This window comes from Candidatus Nebulibacter yamunensis (genome assembly GCF_024208055.1).
In the GTDB taxonomy this organism is placed as follows: Bacteria; Pseudomonadota; Gammaproteobacteria; order Francisellales; family Francisellaceae; genus Caedibacter; species Caedibacter lacustris.
In genome coordinates this window covers 44357-63250 of the sequence record NZ_JAMBMW010000011.1, presented here as the reverse complement: position 1 = coordinate 63250, position 18894 = coordinate 44357, and the positions used below count along the sequence as shown (strand labels likewise).

General features: G+C 36.3%; 19 protein-coding genes, 1 tRNA gene and 1 pseudogene. 3 read left to right on the top strand and 18 right to left on the bottom strand.

The features are described 5' to 3' along the window. Positions 1-181: 181 nt before the first annotated feature. The 6 genes and pseudogenes from M1V25_RS06280 to M1V25_RS06255 all read right to left on the bottom strand — a co-directional run bounded on the left by M1V25_RS06280 (position 182) and on the right by M1V25_RS06255 (position 4554). Positions 182-469 (bottom strand): hypothetical protein, encoded by a 288-nt coding sequence (locus M1V25_RS06280; RefSeq protein ID WP_498842743.1) that lies wholly within the window; start codon positions 467-469, stop codon positions 182-184. A gap of 87 nt (positions 470-556) precedes the next feature. Continuing rightward, positions 557-1375, bottom strand: coding sequence for an MFS transporter (locus tag M1V25_RS06275; protein WP_498842742.1), 819 nt, complete (start codon positions 1373-1375; stop codon positions 557-559). A 10-nt stretch (positions 1376-1385) separates the two neighbouring features. Beyond that, positions 1386-2579, bottom strand: coding sequence for an ATP-grasp domain-containing protein (locus M1V25_RS06270; RefSeq protein ID WP_498842741.1), 1194 nt, complete (start codon positions 2577-2579; stop codon positions 1386-1388). Continuing rightward, a pseudogene (locus tag M1V25_RS06265) lies at positions 2576-3070 on the bottom strand (zinc-binding dehydrogenase); the annotation flags it as partial. The pseudogene M1V25_RS06265 and the gene M1V25_RS06270, both read right to left, overlap by 4 nt. A gap of 93 nt (positions 3071-3163) precedes the next feature. Next, positions 3164-4408 carry an ATP-grasp domain-containing protein gene (locus tag M1V25_RS06260; protein WP_498842740.1) on the bottom strand — a complete coding sequence of 415 codons (1245 nt, stop codon included), beginning with the start codon at positions 4406-4408 and terminating at the stop codon, positions 3164-3166. A gap of 14 nt (positions 4409-4422) precedes the next feature. Next, on the bottom strand, positions 4423-4554 hold the full coding sequence (locus tag M1V25_RS06255) for a hypothetical protein (RefSeq protein WP_498842739.1): 132 nt from the start codon (positions 4552-4554) through the stop codon (positions 4423-4425). 265 nt (positions 4555-4819) lie between these two features. On the opposite strand from M1V25_RS06255, the gene M1V25_RS06250 reads away from it, so the two are divergent. Then, a complete protein-coding gene (locus M1V25_RS06250) occupies positions 4820-5113 on the top strand; it encodes a response regulator transcription factor (protein ID WP_498842738.1) in 294 nt (97 codons plus the stop codon). 41 nt (positions 5114-5154) lie between these two features. On the opposite strand, the gene M1V25_RS06245 is transcribed toward M1V25_RS06250, so the two are convergent. From M1V25_RS06245 to M1V25_RS06230, 4 genes are read right to left on the bottom strand one after another with little or no spacing between them, the layout of a single operon-like run. Further along, positions 5155-6432: an ATP-grasp domain-containing protein gene (locus M1V25_RS06245; protein WP_498842737.1), complete on the bottom strand. Its 1278-nt coding sequence runs from the start codon at positions 6430-6432 to the stop codon at positions 5155-5157. Between the two features lie 4 nt (positions 6433-6436). Next, positions 6437-6877, bottom strand: coding sequence for an MFS transporter (locus M1V25_RS06240; protein ID WP_498842736.1), 441 nt, complete (start codon positions 6875-6877; stop codon positions 6437-6439). Further along, positions 6861-7361 (bottom strand): hypothetical protein, encoded by a 501-nt coding sequence (locus tag M1V25_RS06235; RefSeq protein ID WP_498842735.1) that lies wholly within the window; start codon positions 7359-7361, stop codon positions 6861-6863. Before M1V25_RS06235 ends, M1V25_RS06240 begins: the two co-directional genes overlap by 17 nt. 34 nt (positions 7362-7395) lie before the next feature. Further along, positions 7396-7962 carry an RBBP9/YdeN family alpha/beta hydrolase gene (locus M1V25_RS06230; RefSeq protein WP_498842734.1) on the bottom strand — a complete coding sequence of 189 codons (567 nt, stop codon included), beginning with the start codon at positions 7960-7962 and terminating at the stop codon, positions 7396-7398. 517 nt (positions 7963-8479) lie between these two features. Here M1V25_RS06230 and M1V25_RS06225 point away from each other — a divergent pair. Further along, a complete protein-coding gene (locus tag M1V25_RS06225) occupies positions 8480-9181 on the top strand; it encodes a glutamine amidotransferase-related protein (protein ID WP_498842733.1) in 702 nt (233 codons plus the stop codon). Positions 9182-9308: 127 nt separating this feature from the next. Further along, on the top strand, positions 9309-12128 hold the full coding sequence (uvrA, locus tag M1V25_RS06220; RefSeq protein ID WP_498842732.1) for an excinuclease ABC subunit UvrA: 2820 nt from the start codon (positions 9309-9311) through the stop codon (positions 12126-12128). Here uvrA and M1V25_RS06215 read toward each other — a convergent pair. The 8 genes from M1V25_RS06215 to hisS form a co-directional block, all read right to left on the bottom strand. Next, positions 12111-13241 (bottom strand): hypothetical protein, encoded by a 1131-nt coding sequence (locus tag M1V25_RS06215; protein ID WP_498842731.1) that lies wholly within the window; start codon positions 13239-13241, stop codon positions 12111-12113. The two genes, uvrA and M1V25_RS06215, sit on opposite strands and share 18 nt — an antisense overlap. Beyond that, positions 13222-14487 (bottom strand): sensor histidine kinase, encoded by a 1266-nt coding sequence (locus M1V25_RS06210; protein WP_498842730.1) that lies wholly within the window; start codon positions 14485-14487, stop codon positions 13222-13224. Before M1V25_RS06210 ends, M1V25_RS06215 begins: the two co-directional genes overlap by 20 nt. Next, positions 14477-15178, bottom strand: coding sequence for a response regulator transcription factor (locus M1V25_RS06205; RefSeq protein WP_498842729.1), 702 nt, complete (start codon positions 15176-15178; stop codon positions 14477-14479). The genes M1V25_RS06210 and M1V25_RS06205 overlap by 11 nt, the downstream gene beginning before the upstream one ends. Before the next feature lie 266 nt (positions 15179-15444). Beyond that, positions 15445-16341 (bottom strand): cation diffusion facilitator family transporter, encoded by an 897-nt coding sequence (locus tag M1V25_RS06200; RefSeq protein WP_498842728.1) that lies wholly within the window; start codon positions 16339-16341, stop codon positions 15445-15447. Between the two features lie 221 nt (positions 16342-16562). Beyond that, positions 16563-16638: transfer RNA gene (locus M1V25_RS06195), tRNA-Asn, on the bottom strand. A 156-nt stretch (positions 16639-16794) separates the two neighbouring features. Next, entirely contained in the window at positions 16795-17103 is a 309-nt protein-coding gene (locus M1V25_RS06190; protein ID WP_498842727.1) for a cupin domain-containing protein, read from the bottom strand. Beyond that, positions 17100-17558, bottom strand: a complete 459-nt coding sequence (locus M1V25_RS06185) for a YaiI/YqxD family protein (protein WP_116963775.1) — start codon at positions 17556-17558, stop codon at positions 17100-17102. The genes M1V25_RS06190 and M1V25_RS06185 overlap by 4 nt, the downstream gene beginning before the upstream one ends. Positions 17559-17582: 24 nt before the next feature. Next, the gene (hisS, locus tag M1V25_RS06180; RefSeq protein ID WP_498842726.1) at positions 17583-18854 is read right to left on the bottom strand and encodes a histidine--tRNA ligase; all 1272 of its coding nucleotides are present in this window, start codon (positions 18852-18854) and stop codon (positions 17583-17585) included. Positions 18855-18894 lie beyond the last annotated feature (40 nt).

The window sequence follows — 18894 nt, the reverse complement described above, 5'->3', positions numbered from 1 at the left end:
CAACAAGACAAATACATTTCTTATAGCGGTTATACTTTCCACATATTCATCACTGTAACGGATAAGTATAAGGGTGAATAATGAGAATACATAACCCAGTAATATAATGTATAAGACATGGGTTTTTCCAAAACACGATGCTTATACCCTATTCCATATAGCTTTCCGGTAACTGTAAGTTTCATAGACAGCTTAGGGAGATCTCAGTTCTTAGTTTTACTCTGTTTGATATCAGCAATATTGAAATAGATATCAAAGCAATAACCGCCCAAACGAGTAACTGAAAAACCTTTGAGTCGATGTTAAATACATAACCGCCCAGGAAGAAACCAGCAGATAATCCTAGCGTACTACCTATGAAATTATGATAGGAGATACGACTAAAACGATTACCACCCCCTGCGGAAATATATTCCAAGCGACTTTGAGGAGAAAAATATTCACCGAGTGATAATAAAATCACTGACACGACGAGCAGTATTAGCGACTGACTAAAGGGAACGAGGATACAAGCGATCGCAGAAAAGCCTGTTCCAATAATAGACATATTAACCGACTATACGCGATTAAAGTGTATTTTTGTCAAGGCAAACCCGATAAGGATTAGTGCCATAGAATTCGTGAAAAAGATCAGCGACGTTGGGTTTTCTAATAACTTATCTCCATAGTATAGGAAATAAGTATAAATCTGAGCTTCAAACAAATAGTGAAAAAACCCACTGACCGAAGCAAGAATAAACCACTTTTCCTTTAAAGGACTATTACCATAAGTTCTCTCACTGATGGTTGTACTCATTTCTCCCTTCTTAACAGTAAAGAGCAACAGTAACCCCGACAAAAACAATATAAACGATGCAGCAAATAGAACTTCATAACTATGACTGGTAAGAATCCACTGTCCAAGCAAAGGACCAACGCCACTGGCAATGCTGTTTACAAATTTCACACGGTTTAACGTTAGTCTGATATTTTCACTATTGGTTAAAGCAAGACATAACGCTCTAGAGGCATTTGCATATAGTGATATGGAAAAACGATAAATCATCGTCAATGAAAACACCATGAAAACTGATGCACTAAGCAGATTGGATGGGAGAAAGATAAATCCAGAAATCGAACACAAGATAGCAACCAGTGATACAATTAACAGTTTGCGTTCCTTTAGTCGGCGTGGATTAAAACCGATAGAAACAACCAAAGCAAGCACTTGCCCAGTCGCAATACTCATACCGATTAAAGTGCCAGTAGATGTCTCGTTCAATCCAACAATCTTCGTCATATAAATGGCGAGATATGGAAAGAATAAGAACATGCCTGTGCAAGCAATGAACATAACCAAAAGTAATTTATTAGAATTGTTTATCTTTATGCTCAATTTATCGTCCTTACTGGAGTAAGATTTCAAGATTTTCCGTCGTTAGCTCAATATCGTTAGATATCGGTTGAGTCGAACTAAACATGACGTAAGCCACTCTATCACCAGAGCAGGTCACTTTTTTTATCTTATCTCCAATAGCCTTGATAACGTTTACTTCAATAACATGCTCATATTTTATGACTTCCTGTATTCCACTCATACCTTTGAACTCCCCCATCTGATCATCCTCTATGGCGATGAATCGCACTGCGGCAAAGTGAGATTTGGTTCTCTCTAAACGACTGGGGGCAATGCTCCTTTGTAACGCATTGTCAACAACCAAGCGACAATAGTCAATACCCGTCGCATGCTTAACTAACACAGAGATTTTATCGCCACCTATTCGACAATGACTTTCAATAACTTCTGGACCGTGATCAGTATAAATAAGCTCTGTATGACTCGGACCATTGGTTAAAGCAATTGCATTTAATATCTTCGTAACGTATGTTGAAATTTTCAGCTCAACGTCATTTGGTAGGTTAGCAGGTATGTTGTGACCTGATTCAACGACTGTGTTGTTAAATTTATTCTTTGCAGTAATCGCTAGAATATGGTGCTTACCATTTAAAGAAAAACCCTCAACACTATATTCAGGTCCATCTACGTACGCTTCAACTAACACATCATTGCAACCAATGGATTTAAGTTCTAAAAGGCTATTATCAACGTCATTTTTACTCCAAATGATCTTGACACCAAGACTCCCCTGCCCTGTCCTTGGTTTGATAACGTATGGAAACTTGCGATTTTCTAAGCTTGTCTGCAAATTTTGAAGCGTTGTTTCGGTATGCCAAACTGAGGACAAACTGGCGGATTGCATTAAGTCTCGAAACTTTTTTTTATCCTGGCAAAGAGATACAGGATTAGGTTCGATAGCGCATCTCATCTTGAGTGATTGGGTAATACTATACACTACCAACTGCCATTTATCGGTAAACGTAAGAATATGGCTGTAATGGTAAGTAGAGTGCGGTTTTAACACAAGGCTCATCATCTGGGCATTAGATGTCTGATCATCAATCGAAAAAATGGATTGATAATAGGGAAGAGCTTCACTTTTATGTCTTTTTGATGAAGTTACCACCAGATCAATGTCTGAACAGTATTGGCTAAGTACTTCATCAAGTTCTGGAACGCTGCCAATGAGTAATATTTTCATCTTAAGTCACCTTCTGCGATTTTTAAAATTGCTTTTGCAATACGACCATTCTTGACATCATCCAGCGCTACACTAGCTTGGCTAATATCATATTCAGACACTGGGAATGAATCCCAAATTGAGGCATTCAGATGGGGTTGTGTAGCTGACAAAAACTGTATCATTTTCCTAAAATGTCCTAACGTAAAACCCCAGACTCCGTGTATCGTAACATGTTTATTGTTGATGTTTAGATGTGGATTTATTTTGGTATCTCCATTGTCGGTATACTGCCCTACTACGACATATTTCCCCCCACGTTTAATTGCATTCAATCCTTGTTTCACCGCAAGCGGTGATCCGGTTGCTTCAAAGGCAATGTCTAGTTGCAGGTTAGAGGAAGGAAATTCACTTATAAACTCCTTGACATGATAGACGTTATCAAAGCCAAGTTCTCTAGCAAATTGTAGCCTGATCTCACTTTTGTCAACGATGACGACGTTGGCCGCCCCTGCAGCTCGACATCACCAGATGGTTTCTCGCCGATGGCGGAAGTTACAGTAATGCGTGACCGTTGCAATCATATTTGATGCCATGTTATCCCCCTAATTCATTGTTAGTTGAATTTTTTCTCTCGTCTGCTCAGCTAGCTGACGAGAGAGTTCCAATGATGTTGAATGGCATAAGACATACCCGAGATAGTCATAGTTGGTTTCAAGCTTTTTAACACTATCTCCATTTTTTTTTGTAATAGCTACGTCAATTACTCCCGCTGATTCTTTCAAACTCGTCGGTATGTGAATGGCGCTGATGACCCCTTCCTGGTTAGAATATACGTAAGCACAGGTGACGAACTTTTTGCTAATAACAGGTAGCGTTGTAAGTGATGTTCCATCACCTACACTGAGTTTAATCAACTCTTTAATGGGATCATAACCTGATGCTAAGTAAATGAGCTGATTAACTCTCCCCCCGGCAGGGCGTGGGTTAATTTCTATGAGATGTACTTGGTCACCTTCAAGCTTTATCTCAACATGAGCACCACCAAAATTTAGACCAAGTCGCTCAAGCCAATCCGTAACAGTATGATGAATTATTTGAGTTTTTTTCTCATCAAGCTCATGCGGAAAAGTAGTTGAGGTTTCTGTTGCTCCAATCGGACCACCCATTTCTCGTCCCGTAATGCCAATGACCTTCCAGCAACCTTCAACATTTAACAGCTCAACGCTCATTTCCTCGCCTTGCAAATATTGCTCAACTATTGCTTCACCTTTAAGTATTGCACCTCTTGCATTCTTTGTGTGTGAAAGCACTTTCTGAATGGCCTCTTCAAGTTCGCTGTATGTGGTTACTTTATGAATTCCCACACTTCCAGAGTCGTCAACCGGTTTGACGATGAGCGGATAGCTCAAATTCATGGTATTAAGTTGATTTATATTGGAAACACGCTGATGAAATGGCATCTCAATACCGCCTTCACTCAACTTTTTTCGTACCAGATATTTATCACGACAAGTTACTACTGCAGACACATCACAATGAGGTAACTTTAAATAGCTGGCAGCTTTTGATACTGTCTCTAAATGATAATCACCAAATGTAATCAGTCCGTTAATATTTTTTTCTATAAGGCAGTCTACGATTTTTTGCCAATCATAAGTGTCATCACAAAAAATAACTTCATTAAAGCCATCAATATATTTCTTTGCAGCCGCCCCAGACCTTGATAAATAAAACTCAATAGACTCAGTAATGAATATAACGTAATAACCTAACTCTGCAGCTTTATACACATTAGCCAAACCTAATTCAGAGGCTGTCGTTTCAATAAATGCTATTGTTTTTGTCATTATTTTGTCTCTTTTTAATTTTTTGTTGCATGATTGAAAATTAACGCAAAATCTTCGGCATTACTTGATAGATTACTAAAAGTGCAAAACTCTACATCTCCATAGCGTGTTGGAATGGTTACTCTTTGAATGATTTGCTTATCCATTTACTCCCTCCAGTTAAAACAGTTAAATTTTATGTCAGGCTTATGAGAAATTGTAATTTGTATCTAACTGTAACACTATCCCTCAATTTGGGTGATAAAATTGATTGATATTTATGCTCTTATCTGTGGGCATTCAATATTGTTAGGAGATTGAGGGTTGACTTTTAAATTTACTTAATTAATTATCTAAAAGTAGTAAGCAGGCGATGCTAATGCAATATAAGGAAAATCGAGAAAATATTGTCTTGAAAAGAGGAGGGAGAATATGGCATTTGAGGAGTTGGTATTACAAGGAAGGTCTTTAGATAATTTAGCACCAAATGATTTTGGTTTAAAAGTTTGCAGATTATCCGAGAGGAAAAGGCAAGTTCTGGGACTGCTAACATCAGGATTTAATGCAAAGATGATTGCCAGTGAACTCAAACTTAGTGAGGAAACGATCAAGACCCATATAAAGCAAATTAAAGAAAGGCTTGGATGTTGTAGTCAATATGAGTTAATTAAAAAATGCTATCAGATGCATATTGAAGCTAGAACTCAGGTAAGCTTAAATTGCTAGGAGTTTAGGTGACAGTAGAAAAATTAGTTCACAGAACCTAGTTAACGTGCCCCCAATAATGGAACAATTGACATCAATTTATCAGCTTTGTCTAATTGGATAATGTGTCCTAAATCGGAAACAAGCGTGTTGAGACACTTATTTATCATTACTATGCGCGCGTAAGAGGAAACTAAATCGCAGGTTTTAGCCACATAGTCACCTGGTTGTAACGTACACGTATCATCAAAATAGCTTTTGACGCTTGAACACAATAACTTAACATTATTTTTGATGACAGTACCTTCTATCTTTGATGCCATGAAATACTCAACAGCATACTTGTGCAAATGTGGTCTAATTTTTACAATATCAAGAAATTTCTGCTGGTCAATCCTTGACAAAAGAGAGAGGTCAATAAGTGATTGCGAATTCGTTTCTTCAACCAATTTTGGACCAAGTCCGCCATGCATTCGTGATCCACTCTCTACAAGTACTGGTCCAGAATCAGTCAATATGATTTCATTATGAGAAGGACCATGTTGTATCCCAAGTGAATCAAGTACAGAAATGATATAATTCTCCAGCTCAGGATGATCATCCACATTGACCGAGATCATAGATTGATACAGTGGGACTCCCTCAATTTCCTGTTTTGTATATTTAAACATATTGACCACATGATGCAGACCATTGCTACTCACTACATCGACTACATATTCGTCACCATAAATAAGCTTTTGAACCAAAACTTCTTGATTTATGTTGCCAGAATAATCAACTTTACCTAATAAGTTCTCACAGGCAGTTCTAATTTCATTTTCATTATGACAAAAATGAACACCTTCCGTGCCAAATGACATTATTGGTTTGACAACAATGTCTGTTAACTTTTGAGTTTTTATCCACTCAAGTATTTGATCAATAGATGATGATTTAAAAGATGGAATATGGCAAATACCGTCATTCCGTAGCTGTTCCATCATCAGATATTTATCTCTTCTTGCACGACTCTTTTTCACATCATTAGGTGACAGATTCCAGCAATTGGATAATACGTCAAATACAAGTACACCAGGCTCTGAGCCACAGACAATGTATTCTGGCGGACCTCCAAGCACACGTTCAATTTCAATTATCATTTCATCAATAGAGTCATTTAGCGTAAAAATCTCTGTAAAATCAGTCTTCCTAAGACCTGATAAAAGAAGCTGTGGTAATTTTGTATTTGTGATTAACGCCAAACAATTGTAGCCATATTTCTGTTTGATTCTTTCGGAAAATTGTGCCCCACTTGAAAATGGGTCTACTATGAGTACTGTTGGTCTGATAGAAGACATGGCATTACCTCTCAACTTGATTTGTTTGTTCTTTCTCTTTGACAAAATACAATGCTATCGCACCACACAATGTCATAATTGCAGAATAGATTAGCGCTTTTGCCCAATCTTGGTTTTGAAATAACTCACCGTAAATCATCGCAGCAAAAGCCCCACCAAGATAGAATGACAATTGCCTAATACTGGAAGAGATTAATATACGATTATTATCAAAGCCAGAGATTGTTAATGTGTCGAGCAATGGCATCAATGCGTAATTAAGTATCAAACGCCCAAAATAAAGAGAGATGAACACAGCAAATGGTAATAATAATGACTGTAAAAGTAACACTGAAAAGGTTATCACCCCAATTAGCAACAATATTCTTTTAAGGTTGTATTTTTTGACGAGAACAGGTGCACACAAAGCACCGAATATACTAACTATTTTATCTAAACCAAGCACTGCAGAAGCCTCGGTCACATCTAACGAAAATAAATGAGGCTAGCATTGCAGCGCCCAGGTAAAAAACAAAAAAGTAGCTGAACATTTTTGTTTTATTATCACCTGCATGTGCGCCAAACAATGAATTACCCGTTGATAAGACTGCTATCATTCCTGATAATATCAATCCTAGGGCTATAGAGTTTGAATTAACAGTGGTACAAAATGGCAAAGCCAGAAATGAAATGGCATATACAATTGACGATATCAATAATAATTTTTTTACTGAAATCTTTCTACTCGCGAGCATTAGAGGGACTACCGCCGCAGACATCATAAACATAGAAAAAGCGTAAATTTGTCCAGTACCTACTTTGTCAATGTTGTTTGCCTCTAAATAGAAATTATAAACTGCATCAAACAGACCATTACTGAATCCCATAACCCCTGTTGCTAGCAAAAACAATTGTACCGGTCTATCAAAGGTAAAAAATAATTTAACCATCGCAGCAATTCCTAATTATTTACATTTATAAGTGTCAGATTTTGTATCCATTTTTTGCCTCAAGATTGTTACCTGAGAGTGTGACAATCAGCTGCTCTCCCATCAGCCATTCTCCATATCCTGCTGCAGTATTAATGTGCCCTGCATTTTCAATCATCACAGAATCAGAACCCCATGCCTTTGAAAAAACCAAGGCTCTATCTACAGACAGATATTCATCATTATTGCTATAAACAACAGTCGAATTGAATGATAACCCCTTCAAGGGAATTGGTCCTTGAATTTTAATTTCATTTGGAGCATGACTTGATTCAACGTCAGCTGGAGCAACCAGTAGTGCCCCAGTCACCCGTGAATTGGTATACTTCGCTGCCCATTGAGCAATAGTGATCGCGCCACAACTATGACCAACAAGAAACATCTCACTGGAGACTGATTCAATCGTTTTTTGTAGACCATCAATCCATTTATCGCGCACTGGACTTTCCCAGTTTTCTTGCTCGATGCGGACTACGTTTTTGTATTTTTTCTCTATGATCGATTGCCAATGCTCAGGTCCTGAATTCGTATATCCTGGAACAATGATGATCGTTGTTGTCATAATGCGTTACTCCTCTGAAAATATATATTGGAACTATTATTGCAGAATTTCTAATGTTACCCGTCATCATAAAGTTATGTGTATTTGTGAAAAAATATGAGCGAATAGACATGTATGATTACAATGCCATATATACTCCTTTCAGGCTATCTATATCATACAAAAAATATAACAACAAAGATAATCAAGCATAATAAAACAAATATGGATAATTCTATTAACTTTAACAAAAATGTATCTAAGAACTGGCACAGGGGGACCCAAGTTATAAGACATTCTGGAAGAGAAACATATGATCCTTGATGAAGGAAAGTACAGTGAGGTATGGCAAAAAAAATTAGTTAAATTGGTGTGTTCTATTTAAATCAACTAGGTGTTCCTAGTTACAAGGAAATGATTAATGATTGTCGAGGCATTATTTATGGTAATATAGATTACTCAAACATAGAAAACTTATGCCTTAGTTTAAACCCAAATTATGATTTAAAAGAAGAGTTACTTGTTTAGGAATACTATTATGAAAAAAGCAAATGTTATCCAGCATATCTTATTCGAAGGGATAGGTAATATTGAAATCGCATTACTGCAACGTGGTTTCACTATATTTAATTATTACGCGCCAACAGATGATTTATCTAATGTTTCAGACTGTGATCTATTAATCATTCTAGGTGCTCCAGTATCAGTTAATGATGACAAAATATATCCTTACCTCATGGAAGAAAAGCAGATACTCAAACACAGAGTGCTTAACGATTTACCAACAATAGGGATTTGTCTTGGCGCCCAACTACTAGCTGAAGTTACTGGGTCAAAAATTTACTCTGGCGATGTAAAGGAAATAGGATGGCATGAGATATATTCCAATGAGAATACTATTCTCTCACATTTTAACAATGAAATGGCGTTTCATTGGCACGGAGATACTTTCGATGCTAATGATAAAATGGAAGTCATTGCTAAGTCTAAATTATATATTCAGGCTTTTATTATAGGGAAAAATATATTAGGGTTACAATTTCACCCAGAGTACCAAGGTGGTAATGAGATAGAGAAATGGCTAATAGGTCATGCCTGTGAGTTAAACACAAACAAAATAGATGTATTTAAAATGCGGACTGATAATATGTTGTATTCCGATTGGTATCAGAGTCTATCAAGTAAACTTTGGGCACAGTATTTAGATAACATCAACCTGGGACTAAGGACCGTGCACTGAGAAATAAAGTTAATCACCAAAAAAACGGGTTGAACCCATATAGGAAACACGGCTGTCCCATCTAAAAATGTATTAGCCAAGATAATATGTTACAATCATTTCACGCTATCGTTTTGTGAATCCATCAATGGACAGAATTATTATTAAAGGTGCAAAAACGCATAACCTTAAAAATATAGATTTAGAAATTCCACGTGATAAATTAACAGTGATTACAGGTCTAAGCGGCTCGGGAAAGTCTTCTTTGGCGTTTGATACTTTATATGCTGAGGGGCAGCGCCGTTATGTTGAGTCTCTTTCAAGTTATGCCAGACAATTTCTATCTTTAATGGATAAGCCTGAAGTTGAGCATATAGAAGGTTTATCACCTGCAATTTCAATAGAGCAGAAAACAACTTCACATAATCCGCGTTCAACTGTTGGAACGGTAACGGAAATTTATGATTATTTAAGAGTTTTGTTTGCACGTATTGGTGAGCCAAGATGTCCCAATCATAAGGTTGAACTAAAGGCACAAACGATTAGCCAGATGGTGGATCATACTTTAGCATTAGATGATGAAACTAAGCTTATGATTGTTTCACCTGTTATTGTGGATAAAAAGGGGGAACACATTCAATTAATGGAAAAGCTTTATGCTGAAGGTTATTTGCGTGCCAGAATCAATGGTGAAGTCTATGAACTAAGTGATCCACCTCAACTTGATCGTTATAAAAAGCATACGATTGAAGTTGTGATCGATCGATTTAAACCACAAGCTAAACATCAGCAGCGCTTAGCAGAGTCATTTGAAACGGCTTTAGATTTATCTGGGGGCATTGCTAAGCTTGTTTTTTTAGAGGGTAAGCAACAAGATGTCATTTTTTCTTCTAAACATGCATGTCCATATTGTAATTATTCCTTAAAAGAGTTGGCTCCTCGCATTTTTTCATTTAATAGCCCTATAGGTGCCTGCCCAGACTGTGATGGTTTGGGGACAAAGGCCTATTTTGATGTCGAGAAAATTATTGTTGACGATGCTCTTAGTTTGAGCAATGGTGCAATTTACGGTTGGGATAAGCGGAATGGTTACTATTTCGCCCAATTAAAGTCTCTAGCTGAGCATTTTGGGTTTTCGATGGATACTCCTTATCAGCAGTTTACAGCAGAACAAAAAGCACTGATATTGCATGGCTCGGGTAAAACGAGTATCTATATTTATTTTAAAAGTACAGGTGGGCGAGAATACCATGCACAAAAACCATTTGAAGGTGTTTTAGCCCACTTTGAACGTCGTTATAAAGAAACCGATTCAAGTATGATCCGTGAAGAGTTAAGTAAACTTATGAGTAATTTAGCTTGTCCTTCCTGTCATGAAACACGCCTTAATGAAGGTGCCAGAAATGTATTTATCAACAATAAAAACATAGCGGATTTAACCGCACTTTCAATAAAAGATGGAGTAAGATGGTTAAATAACCTTGAGTTGTCTGGACAAAAGCAACTCATTGCAGAGCATCTATTAAAAGAGATATTGGCACGCTTAGGTTTTTTAGCTAATGTCGGTTTGGATTATTTAAGTTTATCTCGTCAAGCGGACACTTTATCGGGAGGGGAGGCACAGCGTATTCGATTGGCAAGTCAGATTGGTGCAGGTTTAGTTGGAGTGATGTATATTCTTGATGAGCCTTCAATTGGGCTACATCAGCGTGATAACCAAAAGCTTTTGGATACGCTCCATCACCTGCGTGATTTAGGCAATACCGTAATTGTTGTGGAGCATGATGAGGATGCAATTAAGCAAGCTGATCATATTATTGATATAGGACCTGGTGCAGGCATTCATGGTGGTCAGATCGTTGCTGAAGGTAGACTTACTGATATTGTGAATAATAAAGCCTCTTTAACGGGAGATTATTTATCTGGGCGTAAAAAAATTATGTCCAATAGTCAGCCACTTAAGCCTAAAAAAAATCATTACATTGAAATCATAGGTGCCAGAGGAAACAATTTGCAAAACGTGCATTTAAAGATTCCTATTGGGCTGTTAACGTGTGTAACTGGAGTGTCAGGCTCGGGGAAGTCAACTTTGATTAACCGCACACTTTATCCATTAGCTGCAAAGTTGTTAAATCGTAATAACACAATTACCCCTCAGAGCTATGATAGTCACAAAGGCTTTAATCAGTTGGATAAGGTGATTGATATTGACCAAAGTCCAATTGGTCGCACCCCACGTTCAAATCCTGCAACTTACACTGGTGTATTTACTCCAATACGTGAGCTCTTTACTGCGACTACTGAATCACGCTCACGTGGTTATCAGGTGGGACGCTTTAGCTTTAATGTTAGAGGTGGACGCTGTGAAGCTTGTCAGGGTGACGGTGTAATTAAGGTTGAAATGCACTTTTTACCTGATGTTTATGTGCCGTGTGATGTATGTCAAGGAAAACGTTATAATCGTGAAACATTAGAGATTCAATATAAGGGCAAAAATATTAGTGAAGTGCTGAATATGAGTATTGAAGAGGCATTGGAGTTTTTTAGTGCCGTGCCACAGATTAAACGTAGATTGCAAACACTGATGGATGTTGGTTTGTCCTATGTTACGCTTGGTCAAAATGCAACAACACTTTCAGGTGGTGAAGCACAGCGAGTGAAACTTGCAAAAGAGTTATCAAAAACAGCAACAGGACAAACCTTATATATATTAGATGAACCCACAACAGGGCTACATTTTCATGATATTCAGCAACTCTTAACAGTGATCATGCGTTTAAAAGAGCAAGGTAATACGATTGTGATTATTGAACATAATTTGGATGTTATTAAAGTAGCAGATTGGATTATTGATTTAGGGCCAGAAGGGGGTGACGGTGGAGGTCAAATTATTGCCGAAGGTCCACCAAAAGAAGTTACTAAAATAGAAAACTCATATACGGGTAAGTTTTTAAAAAATCGCATTTAGAGCCTGGAGAATGATCCATACAGAAATACCTGTCGAAATGTAAAACACACTAGAAACAAAAACCTGACTTTTTTTAAACTTACATAGTAAGTGGTCAATACAAGCACCTAAAATAAATGAATATGTTACGAAGGTTACTGTGCGATCTATTATTAATAATACTTGGTAAGTGAAATTTATTTCAATGCCTGTTGAGTCGTGGTGAATAATTAAAAGGCAAGCAGAGCTTAAAAAAAGAAAAATAAGTAACACAATAGATATCTGGATTTTAGTGTTTTTACTTCTTGCGATATAACATATCGCAATTGTTAAGACTAAATTAATCGGTGTAATCTTAATCAATAACATGAAGTTGAAATATTCAATATGATTTAAGAAATATAAAAGTTTGATCTTATCAAGTAGTATTGAAGTAAGCGTGATTGTTATACTAATAATAATCAACACTAAAAGCATTTTAGCATGGCGCATGAGGTGAAAAACATTAATAAAAAGATGATCAGTAAAACTGTGAAACGAACTTCGTTTTTGTGCTTGCATTTTGCTTAAGAAAAGTAGCACAGCAGCTAATGTGATAAAACCTAAGCACAATAAAAGAAAATATTGCTCAATAGTATAATAGTGATTGTTATATGTCCATTTTAAAAATGAGGTAAGTAATGTGGTATTGAGTGCGTATGTTGTTGTAATCACTAAAAAACGATACCTGTGTGGTGCTAAACTCCAAAGATTAAGGGAGATAATAATAAAAATAATATTAGTTAATGACATAGCAATGATAGAAGCAGTGAGGCTAATAAAGTTAAACTTGAAATATAACACCACAATCGATGCAAACTGCAATACAATACAGATAAAAACCAAACGCTTATGATTAAATGTTCGTGAAAAAATATTTAAAAAAGGCAATAGGAAAAAACCCACCGAAAACAAACTAATCAGTAAAAAATGATAAGTAGAAATATAGAGGCTTAAATTGTAATACACATCATGTAAAGCAATGTTTTGAATAATGTAAGATGAATAAAGTATGAAGGCAATAACCAAGCTTGCCAAACAAGTCATCAGTAAAATCAAGTTTAACCACAAATATTTAGAGAATGATGCGGACATTTAATCCCCCGTGTGACGCATTAGTTATTTCAATTTTCCCTTGATGAATATCAATGATCTCCTTTGTAATAGCAAGACCAAGTCCATTTCCTTTTTTAGCTGAGGAGCCTGTATAAAAAGGAGCAAAAACCTTTTTAATTTCAGTTTCTGGAATGCCTGGCCCATTGTCCAATATATCAATGATAAGCAATGTTTTTTTTTGATTTATTAGATTGGATAAGGATTGTAGCTGTAAAGTAATTATGACTTCACTTCCATGTTTTAAACCATTGTTCACAATGTTGTTAATCGCGCGTTTGAATGCGGGTTTTTTTAGCTCAAGCTCAATATCATCATTTGTTTTATTAATCAAACGTACGTTTTTTTGGCTATCAAGGTATTCACAAACAAGTTCATCAAAAAAATCACAAATATTCGTTAATTCAAACTGAATCCCAGAAAGCCAATTTTCTTTAGAGAATAAAACAAGATCATCCAACATATTATTAATTTCTTGAATATCTTTTTGATCTTTTGTGGAAAGCTCATTGTGCTCTTGCAGTCGTCTAGCTTGAATGCGTGTTAAAGGTGTACGAATATCATGACAGGTCATTGCTAACAGTTTGTTTTGATAGGTCAGTACATGGTTGATACGATTTTGCATAAAGTTAAATGTATCTGCTACTTCTTGAGTGAAAATATTATTTTTCATTTGCAATGGAGCGGCATGTAACCTTAAGCCCATATCTTGCGCAAAGCGTTGGAACTCAAAAAATGGAATACTCCATTTAATTTGGATAAAAAATATAAAGATAAATAAAAACAATACAACGACAACTATGCCAAACACCATACTAACTGGTGTATTGAGCTGGAATTTCGAATAATAAATGATATTAAGCCAAGTTCCATTTGCATTAAGATAGCTTTCACAGCGATGAATGGGTTTTTCTACTTTAAGTAAAAGTGATGCAATGCCAACCTCTGTACAAGAAGGTGTCTTAGAGTAAAAAGCAAAACGATCATGAATATGGGCATCGTCAATATTTTGTAAATTAGATAAGTCAAAAAAGCTTAAAGTTGACATTTCATTGCTTTGAGTAGGATCATAGTTTTTAATTTTTGCTGACCGCTGGTATTGTGCACCAGTATATACATAGTAAGAAGTAGCAAGAAACTGTATGCTGATAAGAAACATGGCACAGGTAAGTCCAATATGAAATGCTTTTTTCTGGCTGCGAATGACTTTGCGTAGGTCAATATTCATGGCAGCTCACATCAAATAAATAACCTGAACCTTTTACCGTTTGAATATAACTAAAATTGGATTTATCTACATCTAACATCTTCCTTAAACGGCTGATACGAATATCAATAGTACGGTCAAACTCCTCAAAAGGACGTTTTAATAAAGCCTCGAAGGTTTGCTCACGAGAAACCACTTCACCATGATGCTGATATAGATACTCAAACAACTCGTATACTGCCGGTGTAAATTTGACTTCCTCTCCGTCCTTATAAGTGATGGTGCGTTTGTTGGGTGAGATCTTCCAGTCTTTGCTTTCAATTGTGCCATGATTGGTCCCACTTGTGCATCCTCCACGTCGCCTTAGTACCGTTTTGACGCGAACCAATACTTCACGTGGATTAAACGGTTTACTAATATAGTCATCAGCACCTACCTCCAACCCTAAAATACGATCAAATGCCTCTCCTGCTGCCGAGAGAAAAATAACAGGGACGTTAGACTTTTTGCGTAATGCGCGACAAAGTTCCAAACCATCAATTTTAGGCATCATAACATCCAGAATCACTAAGGAGAAATCATGCTTATTAAACTCATCCAAAAGTACATGACCATCTTCAAAGGTAATTATTTCAAAATGATTTTGAGCAAGATAACTTGCTAAGCCTTCACGAATATCTTTTTCATCGTCAATAATAGCAATTTTATCCATAATCAAGAGTAGAATGTGTAATTATGTCTTAAGTGTAGTGAGTTTTTCTTAGATGTAAATATAGACATAATTAGGTATGAGAAATCGTTATTATCATTTAATCAAAAGTTGTCTGTAGCAAGCCGGTATAAAAAGGAGACTAAAAATGGGTTTGCATACCTTAATTTCTATTGTGATTGTTACGTTCTCAAAGGCAAAAAAGCGGATCACGTTAAAATTATAGGTGCACAATCAACGAACTTTATTGCTGAAAGCGTTATCTAAGGTCAAATACAGATATAGACATAAACAATATTGCTACTAAACTGCTCTTTATATTGTTTTAAAAGCAAAGCCTTAAAGTGACGTATCTCTTGTGTTTGAATGGTTGGCGGCATTTTAAGACGTAAATCCACAAACAAAAAACGTCCAGATTGTGTGATTTTTATATCGTGGATATTGAAGTTTTGTGAGTTACAAGCAGTTTCGACAACTTCAATAATTTGTGCCTTAAGTACAGGTTCAGGCGAAGCATCTAGTAGATTCAATCCAGCTTCTTTGATGAGTTTAAAGGGTTTAATGGTAATAATAACTCCCATTGCAATGGCGATAATGGGATCAATATAAATGGCGATATCACTTAGTCCAAAGAAGATGAGTATAATAGCTAAAGCTAATGAAATATCAACTGATGCACTAAGTAAGGCATCTGCTTTCCATAGTTCGGCATCAACATGAAGAATTTTAGAACCCGTTTTTCTTGCAGAACTACGTACGAAAAAGTACATGATCGTACATATAATTGTGCCAGTAATAGATGAAGCAAAAGCAAATACGTAGTTCGGGGTAACAGCATGGATTAAGAGATTGATAATAGCCATAATAATGACGCTTGAGGCAACCATTAAAATAAAACCTGCTTGTAATAGAACAAAGACTGGCTCCAATCGATAGTAGCCATAAGGATAGCGTTTATTGGCAGGTTGATTAATTTTTTTGACAATATAGAGCGAGGCGGCATAAATCAAAAGCGTGATAACCGAGTAGCCGACATCGAGTAAGACTGTCAAAGACTGTGCAAAATAGACAATAATAATGCTAAATAGTACATAACCAATAGATAGGATAAAGTTAACTTGGAGCGTTTTTGCTTCAATTTGTTGTTTGTTATAAGACGTAGGCATGTTGTTTACCTAAAATGTTTTATCAATTTAAATAATGAGCAATTTTAGTGGTTAAGTGTAAGTTTCAGTCGAGTGGTTACAGAACATGTCAACAACTCGAGATAAAAATCACCTTGAATAATAAAACGCTAAGGATGTTTAAGTAGGTAAACAATCGTTGAAAATTTGTAGCTGTTATTTGCTTCGATATTTTTCATGATTTGCGGTAATTGAAATTTTTATGGCTCCCCGAGACGGACTTGAACCGCCGACCCAGTGATTAACAGTCACTTGCTCTACCGACTGAGCTATCGGGGATTGCCTTAACAGAAGGAAATTCTATAGGTGATGTGTTTTAGAGTCAATAGCTTTTTTTCAAAAAAATGCTTTCTTTAAAAAATCGCGCAAATGTTGTAAATACAAGGATTAAGCGTGTTAATATATGAGCAATTTAGCCTATTGAACAGTCAAGTACTAATCTACAAAATGAATGGCAAGCCAAATAACGGGTGGATTGTTAGAAGTATAACTTACCCAGTGTTTAGTATTTTGAGGAATAAGTAATGAATCTCCTGTATTCAATTGATAAGTCATATCATGCATTATGATCTGTGCTTGACCTTGCAATACAAATACCAATTCATTGTTACTTTGGAGATAAGGTTGATTATGAGGTGTGGTTTGACCATATGAAACAATGCGTTCAACTTTTAAATTGGGCGTTTTGGTAATGATTTCAAATATTTCGTCCTTTGATCTTTTGGGAATGGTAAATAGGTTCATTGTGGCAATCGTCCTTTTTGTGTTAAATAGCGATCTAATTCAGCTGCAAAAGCGTGATTATTGTGTTGTGAAAACGCTTTGGTCTTGGTTTCAATAAGACCTGCATCTCGGAGTTCAGTGAAGAAGTTACGCATCGATAGTGCTTGACTGATATTAGAGGTGGTATATTTTTTTCCATGCGGAGTAATTACAATTGCTCCTTTATCAATAACAGATTTTGCAAGCGGAATGTCAGCGGTGATAACTAAGTCATTTTGTTGAACATGGTTGCTAATATATTTATCAGCAACGTCAAATCCTTTATCTACACATCGTGATTTAATAAAGGGAGAACTTTGATGTATTAGTGGTTGATTGGCAACAAAAATACAGGTGACTTTACGTTTATGTGCGGCTTTATATAGAATTTCTTTTATCGCTTTTGGGCAGGCATCTGCATCAATATAAATGTTCATGAAAGGTTAAATTAAATCATACTTTCAATTTAGGAGCGCTATGATGGAGGTATGTAATTCCGATAATGGAATACTTACTTGATTTTGCTCCTTACGCAAAAATTTTATGGTGCAGTTATTACTTTTGATTTCATCTTCGGCGATGATAAGCGCTAGTGTAGCGTTGGATTTATCTGCTTTTTTAAATTGTGATTTAAAACTACCGAATGTAGTATTTAACTCGATAATAAGGTCCGAGTGTGCTTTACGTAATTGCTCAACTATGAGCATTGCACCAAAAATGGATTGCTCATCAGAGATTACATAAATATCTGTGACGTCAGGTGAGGGTGGAAATAAGTTTAATGTTTCAAGTAAAAGAATAATTCGTTCAATTCCCATTGCAAAACCAACCGCGGGGGTTTGTGGTCCATTTAAATCACTAACAAGCGTATTATAGCGCCCACCTGCGCAAATTGTACCTTGTGCGCCAAGCTTATCGGTGATCCATTCAAACACTGTGTGCGAGTAATAGTCAATGCCACGTACTAAACGAGAAGTGACTTTAATGGGGATACCAAGGTTTTTTAAATAATGAACAAGGTGGATAAACTCAGCTTGGATATCCTTATCGATAAAATCGTTTAAATTAGGTGCATTGTTTAACAGCTTTTGAGTATGTTCATTTTTGCTATCGAGTATTCTTAGTGGATTTTTAGTAAGTCTACGTTGACTATCTTGATCTAGTTGCTCTTTTAATGGTGTTAAATAATCAACAAGTGCGTTAACGTATTGTATTCGATTTTCGGTAGTTCCAAGATTGTTAAGTTCCAGTGTAACGTGTCGATTTAAGCCTAAAGCCTGCCATAGTTGCCAGATTAAACTTAAAAGCTCTGCATCTTGAGAGATGCTTTCAGCTCCATAGACTTCAACACCCAGTTGATAAAATTGACGATAACGACCTTTTTGTGGACGCTCATAGCGAAACATGGGACCATTGTACCATACCTTTTGTATTTGATTACGTAAAAGTCCATGTTCAATCATGGCTCTCACACAACCAGCAGTACCTTCAGGACGTAAGGTAAGTGCTTCATCATTTCTATCAGTAAAGTCATAGGTTTCTTTTTCAACAATATCTGTTCCAGAACCTATCCCCCGGTGAAACAATTCACTTTTTTCCACAATAGGTAAGCGAATTTCTTGATAGCCATATTGTTGTAATGAGTTCTTAACTATATTTTCAAAGTAGTGCCATTTGTGAATTTCGCTTGGCAAAATATCGTTCATGCCGCGAACAGCTTGGATTTTAGACATCGATGTGACCTTCTTCTCATTTATTTAAGTATGTCAGCTA

Bases quoted from the DNA above. Each gene is read 5' to 3' on its own strand.
- M1V25_RS06270 (WP_498842741.1), bottom strand. From the start codon at position 2,579: ATGAAAATATTACTCATTGGCAGCGTTCCAGAACTTGATGAAGTACTT.
- M1V25_RS06260 (WP_498842740.1), bottom strand. From the start codon at position 4,408: ATGACAAAAACAATAGCATTTATTGAAACGACAGCCTCTGAATTAGGT.
- M1V25_RS06255 (WP_498842739.1), bottom strand. From the start codon at position 4,554: ATGGATAAGCAAATCATTCAAAGAGTAACCATTCCAACACGCTATGGA.
- M1V25_RS06250 (WP_498842738.1), top strand. From the start codon at position 4,820: ATGGCATTTGAGGAGTTGGTATTACAAGGAAGGTCTTTAGATAATTTA.
- M1V25_RS06245 (WP_498842737.1), bottom strand. From the start codon at position 6,432: ATGTCTTCTATCAGACCAACAGTACTCATAGTAGACCCATTTTCAAGT.
- M1V25_RS06235 (WP_498842735.1), bottom strand. From the start codon at position 7,361: ATGGTTAAATTATTTTTTACCTTTGATAGACCGGTACAATTGTTTTTG.
- M1V25_RS06230 (WP_498842734.1), bottom strand. From the start codon at position 7,962: ATGACAACAACGATCATCATTGTTCCAGGATATACGAATTCAGGACCT.
- M1V25_RS06225 (WP_498842733.1), top strand. From the start codon at position 8,480: ATGAAAAAAGCAAATGTTATCCAGCATATCTTATTCGAAGGGATAGGT.
- uvrA (WP_498842732.1), top strand. From the start codon at position 9,309: ATGGACAGAATTATTATTAAAGGTGCAAAAACGCATAACCTTAAAAAT.
- M1V25_RS06215 (WP_498842731.1), bottom strand. From the start codon at position 13,241: ATGTCCGCATCATTCTCTAAATATTTGTGGTTAAACTTGATTTTACTG.
- M1V25_RS06210 (WP_498842730.1), bottom strand. From the start codon at position 14,487: ATGAATATTGACCTACGCAAAGTCATTCGCAGCCAGAAAAAAGCATTT.
- M1V25_RS06205 (WP_498842729.1), bottom strand. From the start codon at position 15,178: ATGGATAAAATTGCTATTATTGACGATGAAAAAGATATTCGTGAAGGC.
- M1V25_RS06200 (WP_498842728.1), bottom strand. From the start codon at position 16,341: ATGCCTACGTCTTATAACAAACAACAAATTGAAGCAAAAACGCTCCAA.
- M1V25_RS06190 (WP_498842727.1), bottom strand. From the start codon at position 17,103: ATGAACCTATTTACCATTCCCAAAAGATCAAAGGACGAAATATTTGAA.
- M1V25_RS06185 (WP_116963775.1), bottom strand. From the start codon at position 17,558: ATGAACATTTATATTGATGCAGATGCCTGCCCAAAAGCGATAAAAGAA.
- hisS (WP_498842726.1), bottom strand. From the start codon at position 18,854: ATGTCTAAAATCCAAGCTGTTCGCGGCATGAACGATATTTTGCCAAGC.